Annotated in this window: 13 protein-coding genes; 10 read left to right on the top strand and 3 right to left on the bottom strand. The window is 65.7% G+C overall.

Annotation, left to right across the window (positions count from 1 at the left end; genetic code table 11):
* The first annotated feature begins 15 nt into the window (after positions 1 to 15).
* From nagZ to tatC, 6 genes are read left to right on the top strand one after another with little or no spacing between them, the layout of a single operon-like run.
* The gene (nagZ, locus tag KK137_RS09390; RefSeq protein WP_214536185.1) at positions 16 to 1,035 is read left to right on the top strand and encodes a beta-N-acetylhexosaminidase; all 1,020 of its coding nucleotides are present in this window, start codon (positions 16 to 18) and stop codon (positions 1,033 to 1,035) included.
* Entirely contained in the window at positions 1,032 to 1,835 is an 804-nt protein-coding gene (locus KK137_RS09385; protein ID WP_214536184.1) for a segregation and condensation protein A, read from the top strand. Before nagZ ends, KK137_RS09385 begins: the two co-directional genes overlap by 4 nt.
* Positions 1,835 to 2,470 (top strand): SMC-Scp complex subunit ScpB, encoded by a 636-nt coding sequence (gene scpB / locus KK137_RS09380; RefSeq protein WP_214536183.1) that lies wholly within the window; start codon positions 1,835 to 1,837, stop codon positions 2,468 to 2,470. The genes KK137_RS09385 and scpB overlap by 1 nt, the downstream gene beginning before the upstream one ends.
* A 31-nt stretch (positions 2,471 to 2,501) precedes the next feature.
* Positions 2,502 to 2,747, top strand: coding sequence for a twin-arginine translocase TatA/TatE family subunit (tatA, locus tag KK137_RS09375; protein WP_338028033.1), 246 nt, complete (start codon positions 2,502 to 2,504; stop codon positions 2,745 to 2,747).
* 34 nt (positions 2,748 to 2,781) lie between these two features.
* Positions 2,782 to 3,153, top strand: coding sequence for a Sec-independent protein translocase protein TatB (gene tatB / locus KK137_RS09370; RefSeq protein ID WP_214536181.1), 372 nt, complete (start codon positions 2,782 to 2,784; stop codon positions 3,151 to 3,153).
* 11 nt (positions 3,154 to 3,164) lie between these two features.
* A complete protein-coding gene (gene tatC / locus KK137_RS09365; protein ID WP_214536180.1) occupies positions 3,165 to 4,025 on the top strand; it encodes a twin-arginine translocase subunit TatC in 861 nt (286 codons plus the stop codon).
* A 33-nt stretch (positions 4,026 to 4,058) separates the two neighbouring features.
* Here the strand turns inward: tatC and KK137_RS09360 are convergent, their stop codons facing one another.
* Both KK137_RS09360 and KK137_RS09355 read right to left on the bottom strand, forming a co-directional pair.
* Positions 4,059 to 5,747, bottom strand: a complete 1,689-nt coding sequence (locus KK137_RS09360) for an amidohydrolase (RefSeq protein WP_214536179.1) — start codon at positions 5,745 to 5,747, stop codon at positions 4,059 to 4,061.
* Complete coding sequence (locus KK137_RS09355; RefSeq protein ID WP_214536178.1) at positions 5,744 to 6,637, bottom strand: NAD(P)-dependent oxidoreductase; 894 nt, start codon at positions 6,635 to 6,637, stop codon at positions 5,744 to 5,746. Before KK137_RS09355 ends, KK137_RS09360 begins: the two co-directional genes overlap by 4 nt.
* Positions 6,638 to 6,729: 92 nt before the next feature.
* Between KK137_RS09355 and KK137_RS09350 the strand changes: the two genes are divergently transcribed.
* From KK137_RS09350 to KK137_RS09335, 4 genes are all read left to right on the top strand, one after another.
* The gene (locus KK137_RS09350; RefSeq protein WP_214536177.1) at positions 6,730 to 7,965 is read left to right on the top strand and encodes a threonine ammonia-lyase; all 1,236 of its coding nucleotides are present in this window, start codon (positions 6,730 to 6,732) and stop codon (positions 7,963 to 7,965) included.
* Between the two features lie 160 nt (positions 7,966 to 8,125).
* Entirely contained in the window at positions 8,126 to 8,977 is an 852-nt protein-coding gene (locus KK137_RS09345; protein ID WP_214536176.1) for an arginyltransferase, read from the top strand.
* Positions 8,937 to 11,129 (top strand): autotransporter assembly complex protein TamA, encoded by a 2,193-nt coding sequence (locus KK137_RS09340; protein ID WP_214536175.1) that lies wholly within the window; start codon positions 8,937 to 8,939, stop codon positions 11,127 to 11,129. The genes KK137_RS09345 and KK137_RS09340 overlap by 41 nt, the downstream gene beginning before the upstream one ends.
* The gene (locus tag KK137_RS09335) at positions 11,129 to 15,337 is read left to right on the top strand and encodes a translocation/assembly module TamB domain-containing protein (protein WP_214536174.1); all 4,209 of its coding nucleotides are present in this window, start codon (positions 11,129 to 11,131) and stop codon (positions 15,335 to 15,337) included. The genes KK137_RS09340 and KK137_RS09335 overlap by 1 nt, the downstream gene beginning before the upstream one ends.
* A 25-nt stretch (positions 15,338 to 15,362) precedes the next feature.
* On the opposite strand, the gene KK137_RS09330 is transcribed toward KK137_RS09335, so the two are convergent.
* The gene (locus KK137_RS09330; RefSeq protein WP_214536173.1) at positions 15,363 to 15,584 is read right to left on the bottom strand and encodes a hypothetical protein; all 222 of its coding nucleotides are present in this window, start codon (positions 15,582 to 15,584) and stop codon (positions 15,363 to 15,365) included.
* Positions 15,585 to 15,624: the final 40 nt, after the last annotated feature.

Here is a 15,624-nt window from a genome sequence, read left to right as displayed (position 1 = left end):
TGCGACTTTCGCGCTATGACGCCCGCCATCTTCGGCTTGTCAGGTATCACGCTTACCGATGACGAACGCGCCTTCTTTCGTGAGGCGGATCCTGTTGGCTACATCCTGTTCGGACGCAATGTCGCCGACCGGGCGCAGTTGCTTGCGCTGACTGACGATCTCCGCTCGCTCCATGGCCGCGATCGGCTGCTGATCTCGATCGACCAGGAAGGCGGCCGCGTGGCACGGATGAAGCCTCCGGAGTGGGAGGCGTTCCCGCCGGGAGAGGCTTTTGCCCGCCTGTGGCAGGTCGCGCCTGCCAGTGCCATCGAGGCGGCGCGGGCCAACGCCCAGGCGCTGGCGCTGGACCTGGCCGAAGTTGGGGTCACTGTTGACTACCTGCCGTTGCTCGACGTCCGGCAGCCGGAGGCACATGACGTGATCGGTGACCGTGCGCTTGGCAACGAGCCGATGCAGGTGGCGGCGCTCGGCCGGGCCGTACTCGACGGCTTGGCGCGCGGCGGCGTGACGGGCTGCGTCAAGCACATGCCCGGCCATGGCCGCGCAGGGGCCGACAGCCACAAGGAGCTTCCGACGGTTGAGGCCAGCGAGGCGGAGCTGGAGACGGACATCGAACCGTTCCGCACGCTCGCCAACGCCCCCATCGGCATGACCGCTCACGTTCGCTATCTGGCGTGGGACCGCACCAATCCGGGCACCACGTCTCCGTTCGTGATCAACGAGATCATCCGCAAGCGGATCGGCTTCACCGGCCTGCTGCTGACCGACGACATCGACATGGAAGCGCTCGACGGCACCGTGCCGGAGCGCGCTGAGCGGGCCCTTGCCGCGGGGTGCGACGTGGTACTGAACTGCTGGGCCAAGATGGGCGACATGACCGGCATCGCCGAGCGCCTCCCGGCGCTTTCGAGCGAAGCGGCCGATCGTCTCGCAGCGGCGCTCAACAGCGCCCATGTTGGGCGCGAGGGCTCCGAGCGCGCCCATCTCATCGCCAAGCGCGACAGCCTGCTCGACCTGGCGAGAAACCTGGCATGACCGAAGACGGCCTCCTGTTCGAAACGCCGGCCGATCCGGGGGACGATTGGGAAGGTCCGGGCGGTACGCCAAATGGGGAAGAGGCGCTTTACCTGGAGCTCGACGGATGGGCCGGTCCGCTCGACCTGCTGCTCGACCTCGCGCGGCGGCAGAAGGTCGACCTCAAGGCGATCTCCATCCTGGCGCTGGTCGATCAATATCTGGCCTATATCTCCCGGGCCGAGGCGTTGAAGCTGGAGATTGCCGCCGATTATCTCGTGATGGCGGCCTGGCTGGCCTACCTCAAGTCGGCCCTCCTGCTGCCCAAGGAAGAACAGGAGGAGCCAAGCCCCGAAGAACTCGCGCTCAAGCTGCAATTGCGGTTGCAGCGGTTGGGCGCGATGCGCGAGGCGGCGGCGCGGTTGCTGGCGCGCGACCGGATCGATCGCGACGTTTTCCTGCGCGGCGCTCCCGAGGGGCTTCGGGTCGACCGCAAGAATGCCTGGCAGTGCGACTGGTATCAGCTCGTCTCCGCTTATGCCCAGATCAAGGCGCGGACGGAGCCCGTCGTGCACATGGTGCGCGAACGGCCGGTGATGACGCTCGATTCTGCGCTCAACCGTGTCGCGGCCATGTTGGGCGTGAAGCTCGATTGGATGGAGTTGCGAGACTTTTTGCCTGCCCACGCCGATCCGCGGCTCAAGCGCTCGGCGCTGGCCTCCAGCTTCGTCGCCGCGCTGGAGCTGGCGCGGTTGGGCAAGGCGGAAATCCGGCAGGAGGACACTTTCGGTCCGCTCCACTTGCGGCGAGTGGCAGTCTGATGGAACCGGCTGACGAGCTTCTTCGCGCTGTCGAGGCGACGCTGTTCGCGGCCGAGGAGCCGATGACGGTGGAAGCCCTGTCGGCGCATCTTGGCGGTGCGGACGTGCGGGCGGCGCTCGACGAATTGCAGGGCCATTACCGCGCGCGCGGCATCCAGCTGGTCGAGCGAGGGAAGCGCTGGCACTTCCAGACCGCGCCTGACCTTGCCCATCTGCTGCGGCGCGAGCGGGAGCAGGTCCGCAAGCTGAGCCGCGCCGCCACCGAAGTGCTCGCGATCGTCGCCTATCACGAACCGGTGAGCCGCGCTGAAATCGAATCGATCCGCGGGGTCCAGACCAGTGGGGGCACGCTCGACGTGTTGATGGAGGCGGGCTGGGTGCGAGTTGCCGGAAGGCGCGAGGTGCCGGGTCGCCCGGTGATCTATGCGACGACCCCAGAATTCCTTAGCCACTTCGGCCTCAAGAGCCGCCGCGATCTGCCGGGAATCGATGAGCTGAAGGCGGCGGGGCTGCTCGATCCGGTCGACGATGCTTATGACGAAATGACTGAAAAGGCTCGCGACGAGCCGACAGGCGGCAACGACGGACCGCCCGAGGATGCCACCGCGCTGGAAAACCCGCAGGAAAGCGCCTAGACTCGGGCGTGAAGCCACTCGGAGAATTCCAGTGAGTATCGGTCTGTTTCAGATCCTGATAATCGCGCTTGTCATACTCGTGTTGTTTGGCCGTGGCAGGATCAGCGAGATGATGGGTGATTTCGGCAAGGGCGTGAAGAGCTTCCGCCAGGGAGTAAGCGAGGATGACGCGAGCCCTGCGGCGGCTAATCCGCCAGCCGCCGAAGGACAGAACCAAGAGGCGCTTTCTGCCGAAGCGGCCGTCGAACCCCAGCCTGCGGACAAGACCGCGGGCTGATACCAACTCACTAGTCTAAGATTACACACAGCCCATGTTTGATATCGGTCCAGACGAATTACTGCTGATCGTCGTCGTCGCGGTGATCGTCATCGGCCCCAAGGATCTACCCTTGGCGCTGCGCACTGCCGGCCGCTGGATGGGCAAGATGCGCAAGGTCTCCGGCCATTTCCGCACCGGCCTCGAAGCCATGATCCGCGAGGCGGAGATGCAGGAAATGGAAGAGAAGTGGCGCGAACAGAACGCCAAGATCATGCGCGAGCATCCGGCCGACGCTCCGCCCGAGGCGGAGCCGACCGGGGCTTATCCCTCACCGGCGGTCCAGGCGGCATCGGCCGAAGCGCGTGTGGCCGAAGCTGCGCCTGAAAAGCCCACCGACGCGCCCGCTCAGCCGCCTGCAGCCTAGGTTCCCGAACGATGCTCAAGGTTAAGGATATCGACGAAACCCAGGCTCCGCTCCTCGATCACCTGATCGAGCTGCGTAATCGGCTAGTCCGTTGTGTGCTCGCGCTGGCGGTCGGCTTCGGAATCTGCCTCTACTTCGCCAAGGACATCTTTGGGATACTGGTCCGTCCACTCGCCCAGGCCTTCCCAGCTGGCGAGGGCAAGCTGATCTACACCAAGCTCTACGAGGCGTTCTTCGTCGACATCAAGGTGGCGCTGTTCGGCGGGTTCTTCCTGAGCTTCCCGATCATCGCCAACCAGCTCTGGCAGTTCGTTGCGCCGGGGCTCTACGCGCGAGAGAAGAAAGCTTTCTTGCCCTTCCTGATCGCCACCCCGGTGCTGTTCGCGATGGGCGCTTCGCTGGCTTACTTCGTGGTCATGCCGACGGCGTTCACCTGGTTCCTAGGGTTCCAGGGCGAAACCGCCAACGGCATCCCGGTCGAAGCCTTGCCCGCGATGGGCGACTTCCTGAGCCTCGTGATGCACTTTCTGCTGGCGTTCGGAATCAGCTTCCTGCTCCCCGTGCTCCTGTTGCTGCTCAACCGGGCGGGCCTGTTGACCAAGGAACAACTGACCAAGGGGCGGCGCTATGTGATCGTCGGCATCTTCATCGTTGCCGCCGTGGTCACTCCGCCGGACGTGATTTCGCAATTGATCCTGGCGATCCCGCTGATGCTGCTGTTCGAGGGTTCGCTGTTCCTTATGAAGTCCGAAGCCAAGATCGCCGAGGAAAAGGCCAAGGCCGAGGCCGAAGAGGCGGCTCAGGAAGCGGCTGAAGCAGCGGCGCGGGCTGCGGCGGTTGAAGAGACAGCCGAGACGCCCACAGGCGGCTGAAACCCTCCGAGCTTACTCGGGGAGGATCGAGCGCTACCGTCCCGGCCCTTCCACGGACCGCCTCTCTTCCGGACTGGCGTCGTAGACCTTCTCACCGCCGATCCAGGTTTCGAGCACGCGGACGTTTCTGAGGTCGCTCGGGTCGGCCGTCAGCGGGTCGGTATCCAGCACCAGGAAGTCTGCGCGCTCGCCGGCAGCCAGCCTGCCGAAGCGGCCCTCGGCAAAGCCGGCATAGGCCGCGCCTGATGTGTAGGCGGCGAGCGCCTCCTCGCGGGTGAGGCGCTGCTCCGGGTGCCAGCCACCGGGCGGTTGGCCTTGGGCGTCCTCGCGAGTGATTGCCGCGGCTATTCCGACGAAGGGCTCGGGCGCCTCTACAGGGGCGTCGGAGCCGAAAGCCAGGGGAGCCCCGGCATCATGCAGCGAGCGCCAGGCATAAGCGCCTGCCAGCCGATCCGGCCCCAGCCGCGCTTCGGCCATGAGCCGGTCGGAGGTCTGGTGAACAGGCTGCATCGAGGCGATCACGCCGTGCTGTCCGAAGCGCGGGATATCCGCCGGATCGACTATCTGCGCATGCTCGATGCGCCAGCGCCGGTCGCCGGTATAGTCCGCGGAGAGTTCCTCGATCGCGTCCAGCGCCTCGGCGTTGGCGGCGTCGCCGATCGCGTGGATCGCGACCTGGTAGTCGTCCATCGCCGCGCGGCTCATGTTGTTGCGCAACTGGGTACCGTTGATCACCGGTAACCCCTTGTTCGCGGGATCGTCGGCATAGGGCGCCTTCAACATCGCCCCGCGCGAGCCGAGCGCGCCGTCGAGATAGAGCTTGAGGCCGTTGAGCCGGAGCCTGTCCTCGTACAGCCATTGGGTGGGTCCAGAACCGCCGATCAGCACCATATCCGGTACGCTGCTGGCGTAAGCCATGATGCGGACGCGCAGCCGTCCCTCGTCGCCGGCGCGGCGGAAGGTCATCCAGTCCTCGATGCTCGTGCCCATGTCGGCGACGGCTGTGACTCCGTTCCGGACCAGCAACTCCTGCGCTTTGTGCAACGCCACGTCACGGTCGGTGGCGCGGGGCGGGGGCACGTTCTTGCCGACGAGATCCATCGCGGCGTCCACGAAAACCCCGGCGGGTTGCTTGCCGCCTGGCAGACGCTCGACTCGTCCGCCAGCGGGGTCGGCGGTGGCGGCGGTAACACCGGACACGCTGATGGCGACGCTGTTGGCCCACCCCGCGTGGCCGTCGACACGCTCGAGCCAGACCGGCCGGTCGGAAACGGCGGCGTCGAGTTCGGCGGCGGTCGGGAAGCGGCCCAGACCCCATTGCTCTTGGTTCCAGCCGCGGCCGACGATCCAGGGGCGCTCGGGATTCGCGGCCGCGTAGGCGGCGATTTTCGCCTGGGCTTCGGCCAGCGATCGCGTGTCAGAGAGGTCGACCGTTAACTGGGCAAGTCCGAGTGCCATCACGTGGACGTGGGCATCGATCATGCCCGGGATGACGGTCCGGCCGCGCCCGTTCTCGCGATAGTCGATATTTTGCGGAGGTCGCTCGCCGTTGCCGATCACCTGAGAAATTCGGCCGCGGTCGTCGATCACCATGGCCGAGAAGTGCGTGACCTTGCCGTCGCGGTCGACTGAGAGGCCGTTGATGTTGTCGACCAGGGTGTCGGCCAGCGCAGCGGCGGGCAGCGCCGCCAGGGCGACGGCGGCAAGCAGGCGAGCGATCATGCGCCGGCTTTCGGCAGATGCCGCACCAGTGCACTGGTGTCCTGCCTGCCACCGCCCATCGCCTGAACCTCGGCATAGAAGCGGTCGACCTGCGCGGTGACCGGCAAAGTCTGCCCGTGCGCTTCGGCCTCTGCCAGCGCGATAGCGAGGTCCTTGCGCATCCAGTCGATCGCGAAGCCGAAGTCGAACTCGTCCTTCGCCATGGTAGGCCAGCGGTTGACCATCTGCCAGCTCTGCGCCGCGCCGCCGGAAATGGCATCGAGCACCTTCTCCAGATCGAGGTCGGCCGTCTGGGCAAAGCGCAGGGCTTCTGAGAGACCGCCGAGAACGCCCGCTATACAGATCTGGTTGACGGCCTTGGTCGCCTGGCCGGCTCCGGCCTCACCGATATGGACCATGCGGGCGGCATAGCTTTCGATGATCGGACGGGCCGCGTTCATCGCTTGTGCAGAGCCACCGCACATGATCGAGAGCTTGCCGCTCTCTGCCCCCGCCTGACCGCCCGACACCGGAGCATCGAGCGCTAGCACGCCGCGGTCAGCCGCGGCTTCTGCAATCTTGCGGGCCATGGCCGGCGAGACGGTGGTGTGATCGACGAACAGCGTGCCCTCCGTCATCGCCGCCAGCACGCCTTGCCCCTCAAGCACGACTTCCGCGAGGTCGTCGTCGTTGCCGACGCACGTGAGAACCGCGTCCTGCCCGGTTGCGGCTTCCACCGGCGTCGGGGCGAGATCGACGTCCAACCGCTCGGCCTTGTGCTGCTCAACCCATGCCTCCGCCCTGGAAGCGGTACGGTTGTAGACGGTGACGCGGTGGCCCGCCCGTGCGAGGTGCCCCGCCATCGGCGCGCCCATGACGCCGAGGCCGAGGAAAGCGATGCGCTTGCTCATGGCCGCCCAAGTGCCGACTTCGCAGGCGCAAAGCAATCTTTGCCGCAGGTGGCGTTCCCATGGCGCCGAAATTCGGTTAGGGCCCGCCCCCTATGACCGGGACGGGAACTCTCGAGGCGAACCTCGATATCGCCGATGTACGCGCTGCAGCCGAACGGATCGCTGGTGCGGTCGTGCGCACGCCGACCATGCACAGCAAGACGCTGTCGAAGATTACCGGCGCCGAGATCTGGCTGAAGTTCGAAAACCAACAATTCACCGCCGCCTACAAGGAGCGCGGGGCCCTCAACGCCCTGCTGCTGATGGATCCGGAGCAGCGCGCACGCGGCGTCATCGCGGCCTCGGCCGGTAACCACTCCCAGGGCCTCTCGTACCACGGCTCGCGTCTCGGCGTGCCGGTGACGATCGTCATGCCGCGCACCACGCCCACGGTGAAGGTCATGCAGACCGAGAGCGTCGGCGGCCATGTGGTGCTCGAAGGCGAGACCTTCGACGAAGCCAATGCCTATGCGCGGAGCATGGAAAAGCAGCTCGGGCTGACTTTCGTCCATCCGTTCGACGAACCGAACGTGGCGGCGGGGCAGGGCACGGTGGCGCTGGAACTGCTCGCCGATGCGCCCGAGATCGAGACGCTGGTCGTGCCGATCGGCGGCGGCGGGCTGATCTCCGGCATGGGCACGGTCGCCAAGGCCCAAGTGCCGCCGGTCGAGGTGATCGGCGTGCAGGCGGAACTCTATCCGTCAGCCTACAGCCGCTTCAAGGGCGAGGAGCTCGAATGCGGCGGCGATACGCTGGCGGAAGGTATCGCGGTCAAGGAGCCTGGTACCTTCACCTCGCGGATCATCGAGAAGGTCGTGGACGACATCGTTCTCGTGAAGGAATCCGACCTGGAGCAGGCCGTCGCCCTGTTGCTGCAGATCGAAAAGACAGTCGTCGAAGGCGCGGGCGCCGCTGGCCTTGCGGCGGTACTCGCCCATCGCGAGAGGTTTGCCGGCAAGAAAGTCGGCCTCGTCCTGTGCGGCGGAAATATCGACACGCGCCTGCTCGCCAACGTTTTGCTGCGCGATCTCGCCCGCTCGGGTCGCTTGGCGCGGCTGCGGATTTCGCTGCAGGATCGGCCGGGTGCGCTGCTCAAGGTGATGCAGGAATTCGACGCGCATCACGTTAACATTCTCGAGATTTACCACCAGCGGATCTTTACCAATCTGCCGGCCAAGGGCCTCGTCACCGACATCGAATGCGAAGCCCGGGACCGCGAGCAGCTCGACAAGCTGGTCGGCGCGCTACAGGCGCGTGGCTATTCCGTTAGCCATGTCGAGCTGAACTGACCCATATCGGGGCGGACGATCCCTCAAAGCAGGTAGCCGGACACATTTGTCCTGCATTCCACCGAATTTTGTGGTTAATGGTCTTCCTTGCGAATCTGTTGCAGATCATAATCCCCTGCAGCTGCCCGCAACCCTTGCTTGGAAGAGGACCGCGTCTGTTGTGACGGCCCCAGTTCGCTTTCCCAGGTTCTTTGTCACGAGCCCTGCGCCGTGCCCGTACCTGCCCGGCAAGACCGAGCGTAAGGTCTTCACCGAGCTCAAGGGCCCGCACGCCGAAGCGCTCAACGATGCCCTTGGCCGCATTGGCTTCCGCCGCAGTCAGACCGTCGCTTATCGGCCAAGCTGCCTGGATTGTCAGGCGTGCGTGTCGGTTCGGGTAGTGGCGCAGGAATTCGAAGCTTCGAATGCGCAGCGCCGCAACTTGCGCGTCAACGATGACCTGATCATCACCGAATGCCGCCCCTGGGCTACGTCCGAACAGTTCGAATTGCTACAACGCTATCTCGCCAGCCGGCACCCCGGCGGCGGCATGGCGACGATGGATGAAGTCGATTACGCCGACATGGTGGAACATACGGCGGTTTCCAGCTTTATCATTGAATACAGGGAACCTTCGCCGGACGGAGGGCAAGGCCGCTTGATCGGCGCCTGCCTGACGGACCGGCAAGGGGACGGGTTGTCGATGATATACAGCTTCTACGACCCGGAACATGAGGCACGGACGGGGCTTGGTAACTACATTATCCTCGATCACATTCGCCGCGCGAAGGAAGAAGGCCTCGTTTACGTGTACCTCGGCTATTGGGTCGAAGGATCGCAGCGGATGCAGTACAAGATCCGCTACCGCCCGCTCGAACGTCTCGGACCAGCGGGTTGGCTGCGTTTCTCCGAAAGCGAGCAATCAGCCCTCATCGACGCTGTCGCCACATCACGGCGCGAAGATGCCGAATGCGTGGAAGGCGGCAGCAAGGATGGTACGCCTGGCGGCCAGGACCAGTACAAGCTCGCATAAGGAAGGCCACGGTCTACGCCGGGCGCTGACGGGTCTTGCTGCATCTGCATCGCTGATCTGTTCGCCGGCACTGGGCCAGACCGCCAGTCCCGAGCTCCAAACGCTCATTCCCGACGAGGCAGTCGCGAACCCGGAAGCGTGGGCGCAGCAGGGCGTTCCGCCGGAAGAGACGGTGGTCGAAGAGCTGCCCGAACTCCAGGCTGACTCCCCTCTGGCCGAAATGCCGCTGGTCGATGTCCCGTGGCCGGACGACGTGGAGCCCGTCGAAATCGCCCCGCTCGAACCGGAAGAGGACATCCAGTTCGCGGACTTTTCCGATCTGCTCCCCGAACTCAACAAAGACAGCACGCAAGTGGCCATGGGGCTGGAGGAACGCATTTCCTCCGAGGTCGTGTTGGTGTTCCCCGCCGACCCGATGCTGTTCCCAGAGCGCAAGGAATTCGTTGAGCGGTTCGACGCGCTCTCGACGATCGAGCGCCTTGACGACGACAACAACGTGGGTCGCCTCGCCGCCCAGGCCCGCGAGGACGAAGCGCTGCTGAACCGCCTGCTCCGGATCTACGGTTACTACGACGCCGTGGTCCTGCGTTCGATCGGCGACATCGAGCCGGGTGCGGAAAAGGCCGAGAGCCGTCCCACGGTTCGCTTCGAGATCGCGCCCGGTACCCAGTACAGCTTTGGCGCGATCGATCTCGGTAACCTGGCCCAGGCCGGAACCGACTATCCCATGCTGCGCGGCGCCTTCGAGATCGTGACCGGCGATCCGCTGCTGTCCGACAAGATCGTCGAGGAGCGCTTCGACCTGGACGAAGCCCTGGGCGAGGGCGGATATCCCTTCGCCGCGATCAAGGATCCGGAACTGCTGGTCGACCACGCGCGGACTGAAGGCGACCTGACGATGTTGGTAACCCCCGGCGGGAAGTACCGCTTCGGCACCGTCACCAGCAACGTTCCGCGTCTGATGTCGGGCAAGCACTTGGCCGACATCGCCCGATTCGAGCCCGGCGACATTTACCAGCGCAGCCTGGAACTCGACTTGCGGCGCGCGATCCTGGCGACCGGTCTCGTCGGCAGTGTGACCATGACCCCGGTGGAGACGGCCGCGCCTGCCAACGGCGAGCCGGGCACCGTCGACATCGCCGTGGACATGACCCCCGCCAAGCTGCGCACGATATCGGGGCGGATCGGCTACGGCAGCGGCGAAGGTTTCAAGGTCGAAGGCGCGTGGGAACACCGCAACCTGTTCCCGCCCGAAGGCATGCTGCGCGTTCGCGGCATATTGGGCACGCGAGAGCAGTTCGCCGGGCTCACGTTCCGCAAGAACAATTTCGGCGGCCGCGACCGCATCCTGACTGTCGATGCCTACGCCAGCACCCAGGACTATGACGCCTACGAAGCGGAGACGGTATCGCTGATCGGGACTTTCGAGCGCATCAGCACGCTCCTGTTCCAGAAGCCGTTCAGCTATTCGGCCGGTCTCGAGCTTGTCGCCACGCGCGAGCAGGAGAAGGATGCGAACGGCGACCTGGGCCCGCCTGAGACCTTCTTCATCGCGGCGGTTCCGCTGTTCGCGCAGTTCGACGCTTCGGATGACCTTCTGGATCCGCGAAAGGGCTACCGCGTCGGGGTGAGGATGTCGCCCGAGACCTCGCGCACCAATGGCGTGGAGAGCTACTATCTCCGAGGCCAGGTGGACGCCACGTACTACTTGCAGACAAGCGAGAACCTGGTGTTGGCGGGCAGGGTGCGCGTTGCGAGTATTCCGGGCGCGCCGCTTTCGGCCATCGCCCCGTCGCGGCGGCTCTATGCGGGCGGCGGTGGGTCGGTTCGCGGCTACGACTATCGCGGGATCGGACCACGCAACAGCGAAGGCGATCCGAGCGGCGGCCGCTCGCTGCTAGAACTGTCCGCCGAGGCGCGGATCCAAACCGGATTGTTCGATGGGGCCCTTGGTGTGGTGCCGTTCATCGATGCTGGCACGGTGGGCGAGGACTCCGTTCCCAGCTTCGACGAGATCAAGGTCGGCGTAGGTGTGGGCGTGCGCTACAATACCGGCTTCGGACCGTTGAGGATCGACGTTGCCACGCCGCTCAACCCCGGGCCGAACGATGGCTGGATCGGCGTCTACGTGGCGTTGGGGCAGTCGTTCTGATGAGCGACGGCGAGATCCTTCCCGACGAAGCGCCCGAGCCCGTTTCGGGGCGGCGCAGGAACTGGTTCGTGCGGGTGGCGCGCTGGCTATTCGGCGGCGTCCTGGTCTTGCTGCTGTTGCTGGCCATCGCCATTGCCTGGCTCCACACAGGTTCGGGCCGGCAGTTCATCGTCGATCGCTTGTCGCGCGTGGCCCCCGCCTCCGGCCTGCGGATCGAGGTGGGGCGAATAGAAGGTTCGGTCCTGTGGAGCTCCACGCTCTACGACGTGAAGTTCCGCGACGCCAACGGCACCCTCTTCCTGCAGGTGCCCGAAGTCGACCTCAACTGGCGGCCGCATCGCTTTCTGTTCAGCGGCCTCGACGTGCGCCATCTCGTGCTGCATCGCGGCACGCTCTCTGCAGTGCCCAAGCTGGTCCCGGGCGATCCGGATGCGCCGATCCTCCCCAATTTCAACATACGTGTCGACCGCTTCGTCATCGACGACCTGAAGGTGGTCAAAGGGCTGATGGGCGAGGAGCGAACCGTCGATTTTCGAGCCCGGGCCGACATACGTAACGGGCGCGTCCTGCTCAATTCCGACGGAGAGCTCGGGGGCGGGGACAAGTTCAAGCTGCTCGTGGATGCCGCGCCCGACGGGAACCGCTTCGATCTCGACCTCGACTACCGCGCACCGGCGGGCGGCCTGCTCGCGACTCTGGTGGGGGCAGAGGAGGATGTGCGGGCACGGATAGTCGGTGACGGTACCTGGGCCGCGTGGACGGGTGCGTTCGTGGTCAATCACGGCGACGACATCGTCACGGCGCTGCGCATTCACAACCATAGCGGCCGCTACAAGGTTGTCGGCCAGGCGCGGCCGGGCGGCTTTGTCACCGGTCTGCCTGCTGCCGCGCTGGGCGAAGTGGTTTCGCTGGCCGCGGTCGGCACGCTGGAGAACAGCGTGTTGGACGGCAGCCTGGCCTTGCGCGGGCGGGGCGTGAGCCTGGACGGTGAAGGCGCCATAGACCTCGGCGAGAACGAGTTCGACCAGTTGCGCGTGAGCGCTGCCTTGCTCGACTCGCAACTGTTCGGCCCCGGCTTGACGCTCGACGATGCGACGGCGGTGGCGACGTTCGATGGACCCTTCCGGCCGCTCGCCGCACCGCTCGAACTGCGCGTGGGCAAGATGGACCTAGGCGGCACCGTCTTCTCCGGGCTCGCCCAGAACGGCATCGTGACTTACGACGGAACCCGCTGGACGTTGCCCCTCGATGCCTCGGTCAAGCGGATCACCAGCGGCAATGCCATGATCGACCCGCGCTTGGTCAACGGCACTCTTCGAGGGACGATGACTCTCGCAGGAAGCGACCTCAGGTCCGACAATCTCACGTTGCGCTTCCCCGGCTTGTCGGCGGACCTCACCTTGCGCGGCGACATCGCGCGGGGCGGCTATGCCCTCGCGGGACCGGTCGAAGCGCGCGGCGTGACGCTGCAGAACCTCGGCACGATCGACGCCGGCGCGCAGATCCGCTTCTCCATCGGCAACGGCGTGCCGTGGCGCCTGGCGGCCAACTTCACCGGGCGAATGCCGCGCGTGACCAACGCCACGCTGGCCAACATCGCCGGCACCAACATTCGCTTCAGCGGTGGGGTGCAGCTCGGGGCCGGACGCCCGATCGATTTCGACCGAACTACTCTGACGGCCAGCAAGCTCACGATCACGCTCGATGGACGCGTCGAAAATGGAAGGACGACGATTGCCGGTAACGGCCGGCACGTCGAGTACGGGCCGTTCACTGTCGAGGCGCGGCTTGAAGGCGATGGTCCGCACGCGACATTGGTCTTCGCCAATCCGTTCCCGCCCGCTGGATTGAAGGACGTTCGTGTCGCCCTGGCGCCAACGCCCAACGGTTTTCGCATCGAGACCGAGGGTCAGTCGACGCTCGGCCCGTTCGACGGCCTGCTGAACCTGGTGATGCCGGCGCGAGGCCCGACGCAGATCGGTATCGAGCACTTCACCGTCGCCCAGACTACGCTCGCCGGTACACTCGCACTCGGCTCCGCAGGGGTGAGCGGCGATCTCACGCTAATGGGGGGCGGGCTAGACGGTACGCTTGCCCTGGCTCCGCGGAACGGCGGACAGGGCTTCGATGTCAATCTGGCGGCCAACAACGCCAGCTTCTCCGGCGCAACGCCGATCTCGATCAACCAGGCGAACATCCAGGCGAGCGGCGTGGTCGGTAATGGAAGCTGGACGGTGAACGGCACCGTGCACGCTGCGGGCATAAGCTACGGCACGCTGTTCATTGGCCGGCTCGGAGCGCGGGCGGAAATCGTGAACGGCCAGGGCCAGTTCGACGCGGCGATCACCGGCCGTCGCGATCGCCGGTTCGACCTGCAGATGACCGGTAGCGTGTCGCCGGAGCGGATCATGGTTGCAGCTCGCGGCAATTACGCCGGCCGCGACATCACCATGCCGCGCCGGGCGGTGCTGATCGCCTCGCGCAACGGCGGCTGGGACTTGCAACAGACACAGCTCAGCTTCGGCCGGGGCTTTGCGATCGTCGAAGGGCACTTCGGCGGCACCGAACCGATGCAGGGCCGGCTCGCGGTCGCCGACATGCCGCTGTCGGTGATCGATCTGGCCGGTACTGAGCTCGGGCTAGGCGGAACCGCCTCGGGCATTATCGACTTCGCTAGCGGCCCTAATGGCGTGCCGACCGGCGAGATGCGGGTCATGGTCGACAACCTTACGCGCTCGGGCCTGGTGCTGTCCTCGCGCCCGATCGATCTTGCGCTGGTAGCGCGGCTGTCTCCGACGATGTTGCAGACCCGGGCTGTGGTAAAGGAAGACGGCGAGACGCGGGGCCGGCTGCAAGGGCGCATTGCGAACCTGCCCGAGACTGGAAGCCTGAACGAGCGGCTCTACAACGGCGATCTGTTCGCTCAGCTGCGCTACAACGGCCCCGCCGATGCGCTCTGGCGCCTGTCGACGATCGAACTGCTCGACCTTACCGGCACGATCCAGGTGGCGGCGGATGTGACCGGGACACTGGGTGATCCGCAGTTGCGCGGCTCGCTAGCCGGTGACGATCTGCGGATCCAGGTCGCCCTGACGGGGTCCGACATCCGTAACGTCCGCGCGCGTGGACGCTTTTCGGGCCCGCGGCTCCAGCTCACGAGCTTCTCCGGCACCGCACCGAACGGCGGCGCAGTCAGCGGCAGCGGCTATGTCGACCTCGCGCGGATTTCCGCCTCGCGCGGCCCGCAGATCGACGTGCGGCTGGCGATGCGACGGGCAGAAGTAGTCAACCTGCCGAACATGGGCGCAACGATCACCGGGCCGATGAGAATCGTCTCCAACGGCGTGGGCGGGACCATCGCCGGGCGGCTCCACGCCGAAGAGGCTCGCTGGGCCTTTGGCGCCGCGGAATCGACCGAACGGCTACCCAACATTACCACGCGAGAGATCAACTTCCCGCCCGATCGCCGCATGACCGCGGCGCCTGGAGCCCCTTGGCGCTTCCTGATCGACGTGAACGCACCCGGCGGAATCGAGGTCGACAGCATGGGACTCGACAGCGAATGGAGCGCCAATATCCAGCTGCGGGGCACGACCGAGGATCCGCGCATCGGGGGCGTGGCGCGAGTGGTGCCGCGGCAAGGGTTCTACTCGTTCGCCGGCAATCGCTTCGAACTGACCCGCGGCGTAATCGATTTTGACGTGAACGGCCCGATCGATCCCCTGATCGACATCATCGCGGAGACCAATGTCGACAACCTGGCCGTGACGGTGACCATCAAGGGTAACGCCAGCCGGCCGGAGATCGCGTTCAACTCGGTCCCGGCCCTGCCTGAGGAAGAGCTTCTATCGCGGCTGTTGTTCGGGGATTCGATCACCAACCTTTCGGCCACCGACGCCTTGCAGCTAGGTGCGGCGCTCGCCTCTCTGCAGGGCGGGGGCGGGATGGATCCGATCAACCAGCTACGCAAGTCGATCGGGCTCGACAGGCTGCGCATCGTCGCGGCCGATCCGGCGATGAACCGGGGCACCTCGATCGCGCTCGGGAAGAACATCGGCCGGCGCTTCTATGGAGAGATCGTCACCGATGGCCAGGGCTACAACGCGACCTCGCTCGAGTTCCGCCTGACGAACTGGCTATCGCTCCTCGCGACCATCAACACGATCGGACGCGGCAGCCTCGCCGGCGTGGTGAGCCACGACTACTAATTGCCTTCCCGCTGGGGGAGAGGATTCAGCGCTTGTGTCGCCGGAAGCGGCCACGGCCATCGCGGCGGTAGGTCAGGAGTCGCGGGGCCCGGCTGAACCAACCGCGCAATCCTGCCTCACGATAGAGTCGGTGGATCTTGCGGTCGTCGTCGACCACTTCCCAGGAACGGGCGAGCCACAGCACCGCTGCCACGAGGATCGCGAGAACCGCGAACATGGCGGTTACGATGGTCAATGTGGCCAGCATGTTCGGTCCCGACGGCGTTATTGCCGGAGGCTATCTGCGC

The sequence above is a fragment of the Croceibacterium selenioxidans genome (genome assembly GCF_018599195.1).
Lineage (GTDB): Bacteria > Pseudomonadota > Alphaproteobacteria > Sphingomonadales > Sphingomonadaceae > Croceibacterium_A > Croceibacterium_A selenioxidans.
The sequence above is the reverse complement of the archived record's forward strand: the minus strand, read 5'-3'. Positions and strand labels throughout refer to the sequence as shown.

Excerpts from the sequence above, each read along its gene's own strand:
- nagZ (WP_214536185.1), top strand. The coding sequence starts at position 16 with ATGACGCCCGCCATCTTCGGCTTGTCAGGTATCACGCTTACCGATGAC.
- KK137_RS09385 (WP_214536184.1), top strand. The coding sequence starts at position 1,032 with ATGACCGAAGACGGCCTCCTGTTCGAAACGCCGGCCGATCCGGGGGAC.
- scpB (WP_214536183.1), top strand. The coding sequence starts at position 1,835 with ATGGAACCGGCTGACGAGCTTCTTCGCGCTGTCGAGGCGACGCTGTTC.
- tatB (WP_214536181.1), top strand. The coding sequence starts at position 2,782 with ATGTTTGATATCGGTCCAGACGAATTACTGCTGATCGTCGTCGTCGCG.
- tatC (WP_214536180.1), top strand. The coding sequence starts at position 3,165 with ATGCTCAAGGTTAAGGATATCGACGAAACCCAGGCTCCGCTCCTCGAT.
- KK137_RS09360 (WP_214536179.1), bottom strand. The coding sequence starts at position 5,747 with ATGATCGCTCGCCTGCTTGCCGCCGTCGCCCTGGCGGCGCTGCCCGCC.
- KK137_RS09355 (WP_214536178.1), bottom strand. The coding sequence starts at position 6,637 with ATGAGCAAGCGCATCGCTTTCCTCGGCCTCGGCGTCATGGGCGCGCCG.
- KK137_RS09350 (WP_214536177.1), top strand. The coding sequence starts at position 6,730 with ATGACCGGGACGGGAACTCTCGAGGCGAACCTCGATATCGCCGATGTA.
- KK137_RS09340 (WP_214536175.1), top strand. The coding sequence starts at position 8,937 with ATGGTACGCCTGGCGGCCAGGACCAGTACAAGCTCGCATAAGGAAGGC.
- KK137_RS09335 (WP_214536174.1), top strand. The coding sequence starts at position 11,129 with ATGAGCGACGGCGAGATCCTTCCCGACGAAGCGCCCGAGCCCGTTTCG.
- KK137_RS09330 (WP_214536173.1), bottom strand. The coding sequence starts at position 15,584 with ATGCTGGCCACATTGACCATCGTAACCGCCATGTTCGCGGTTCTCGCG.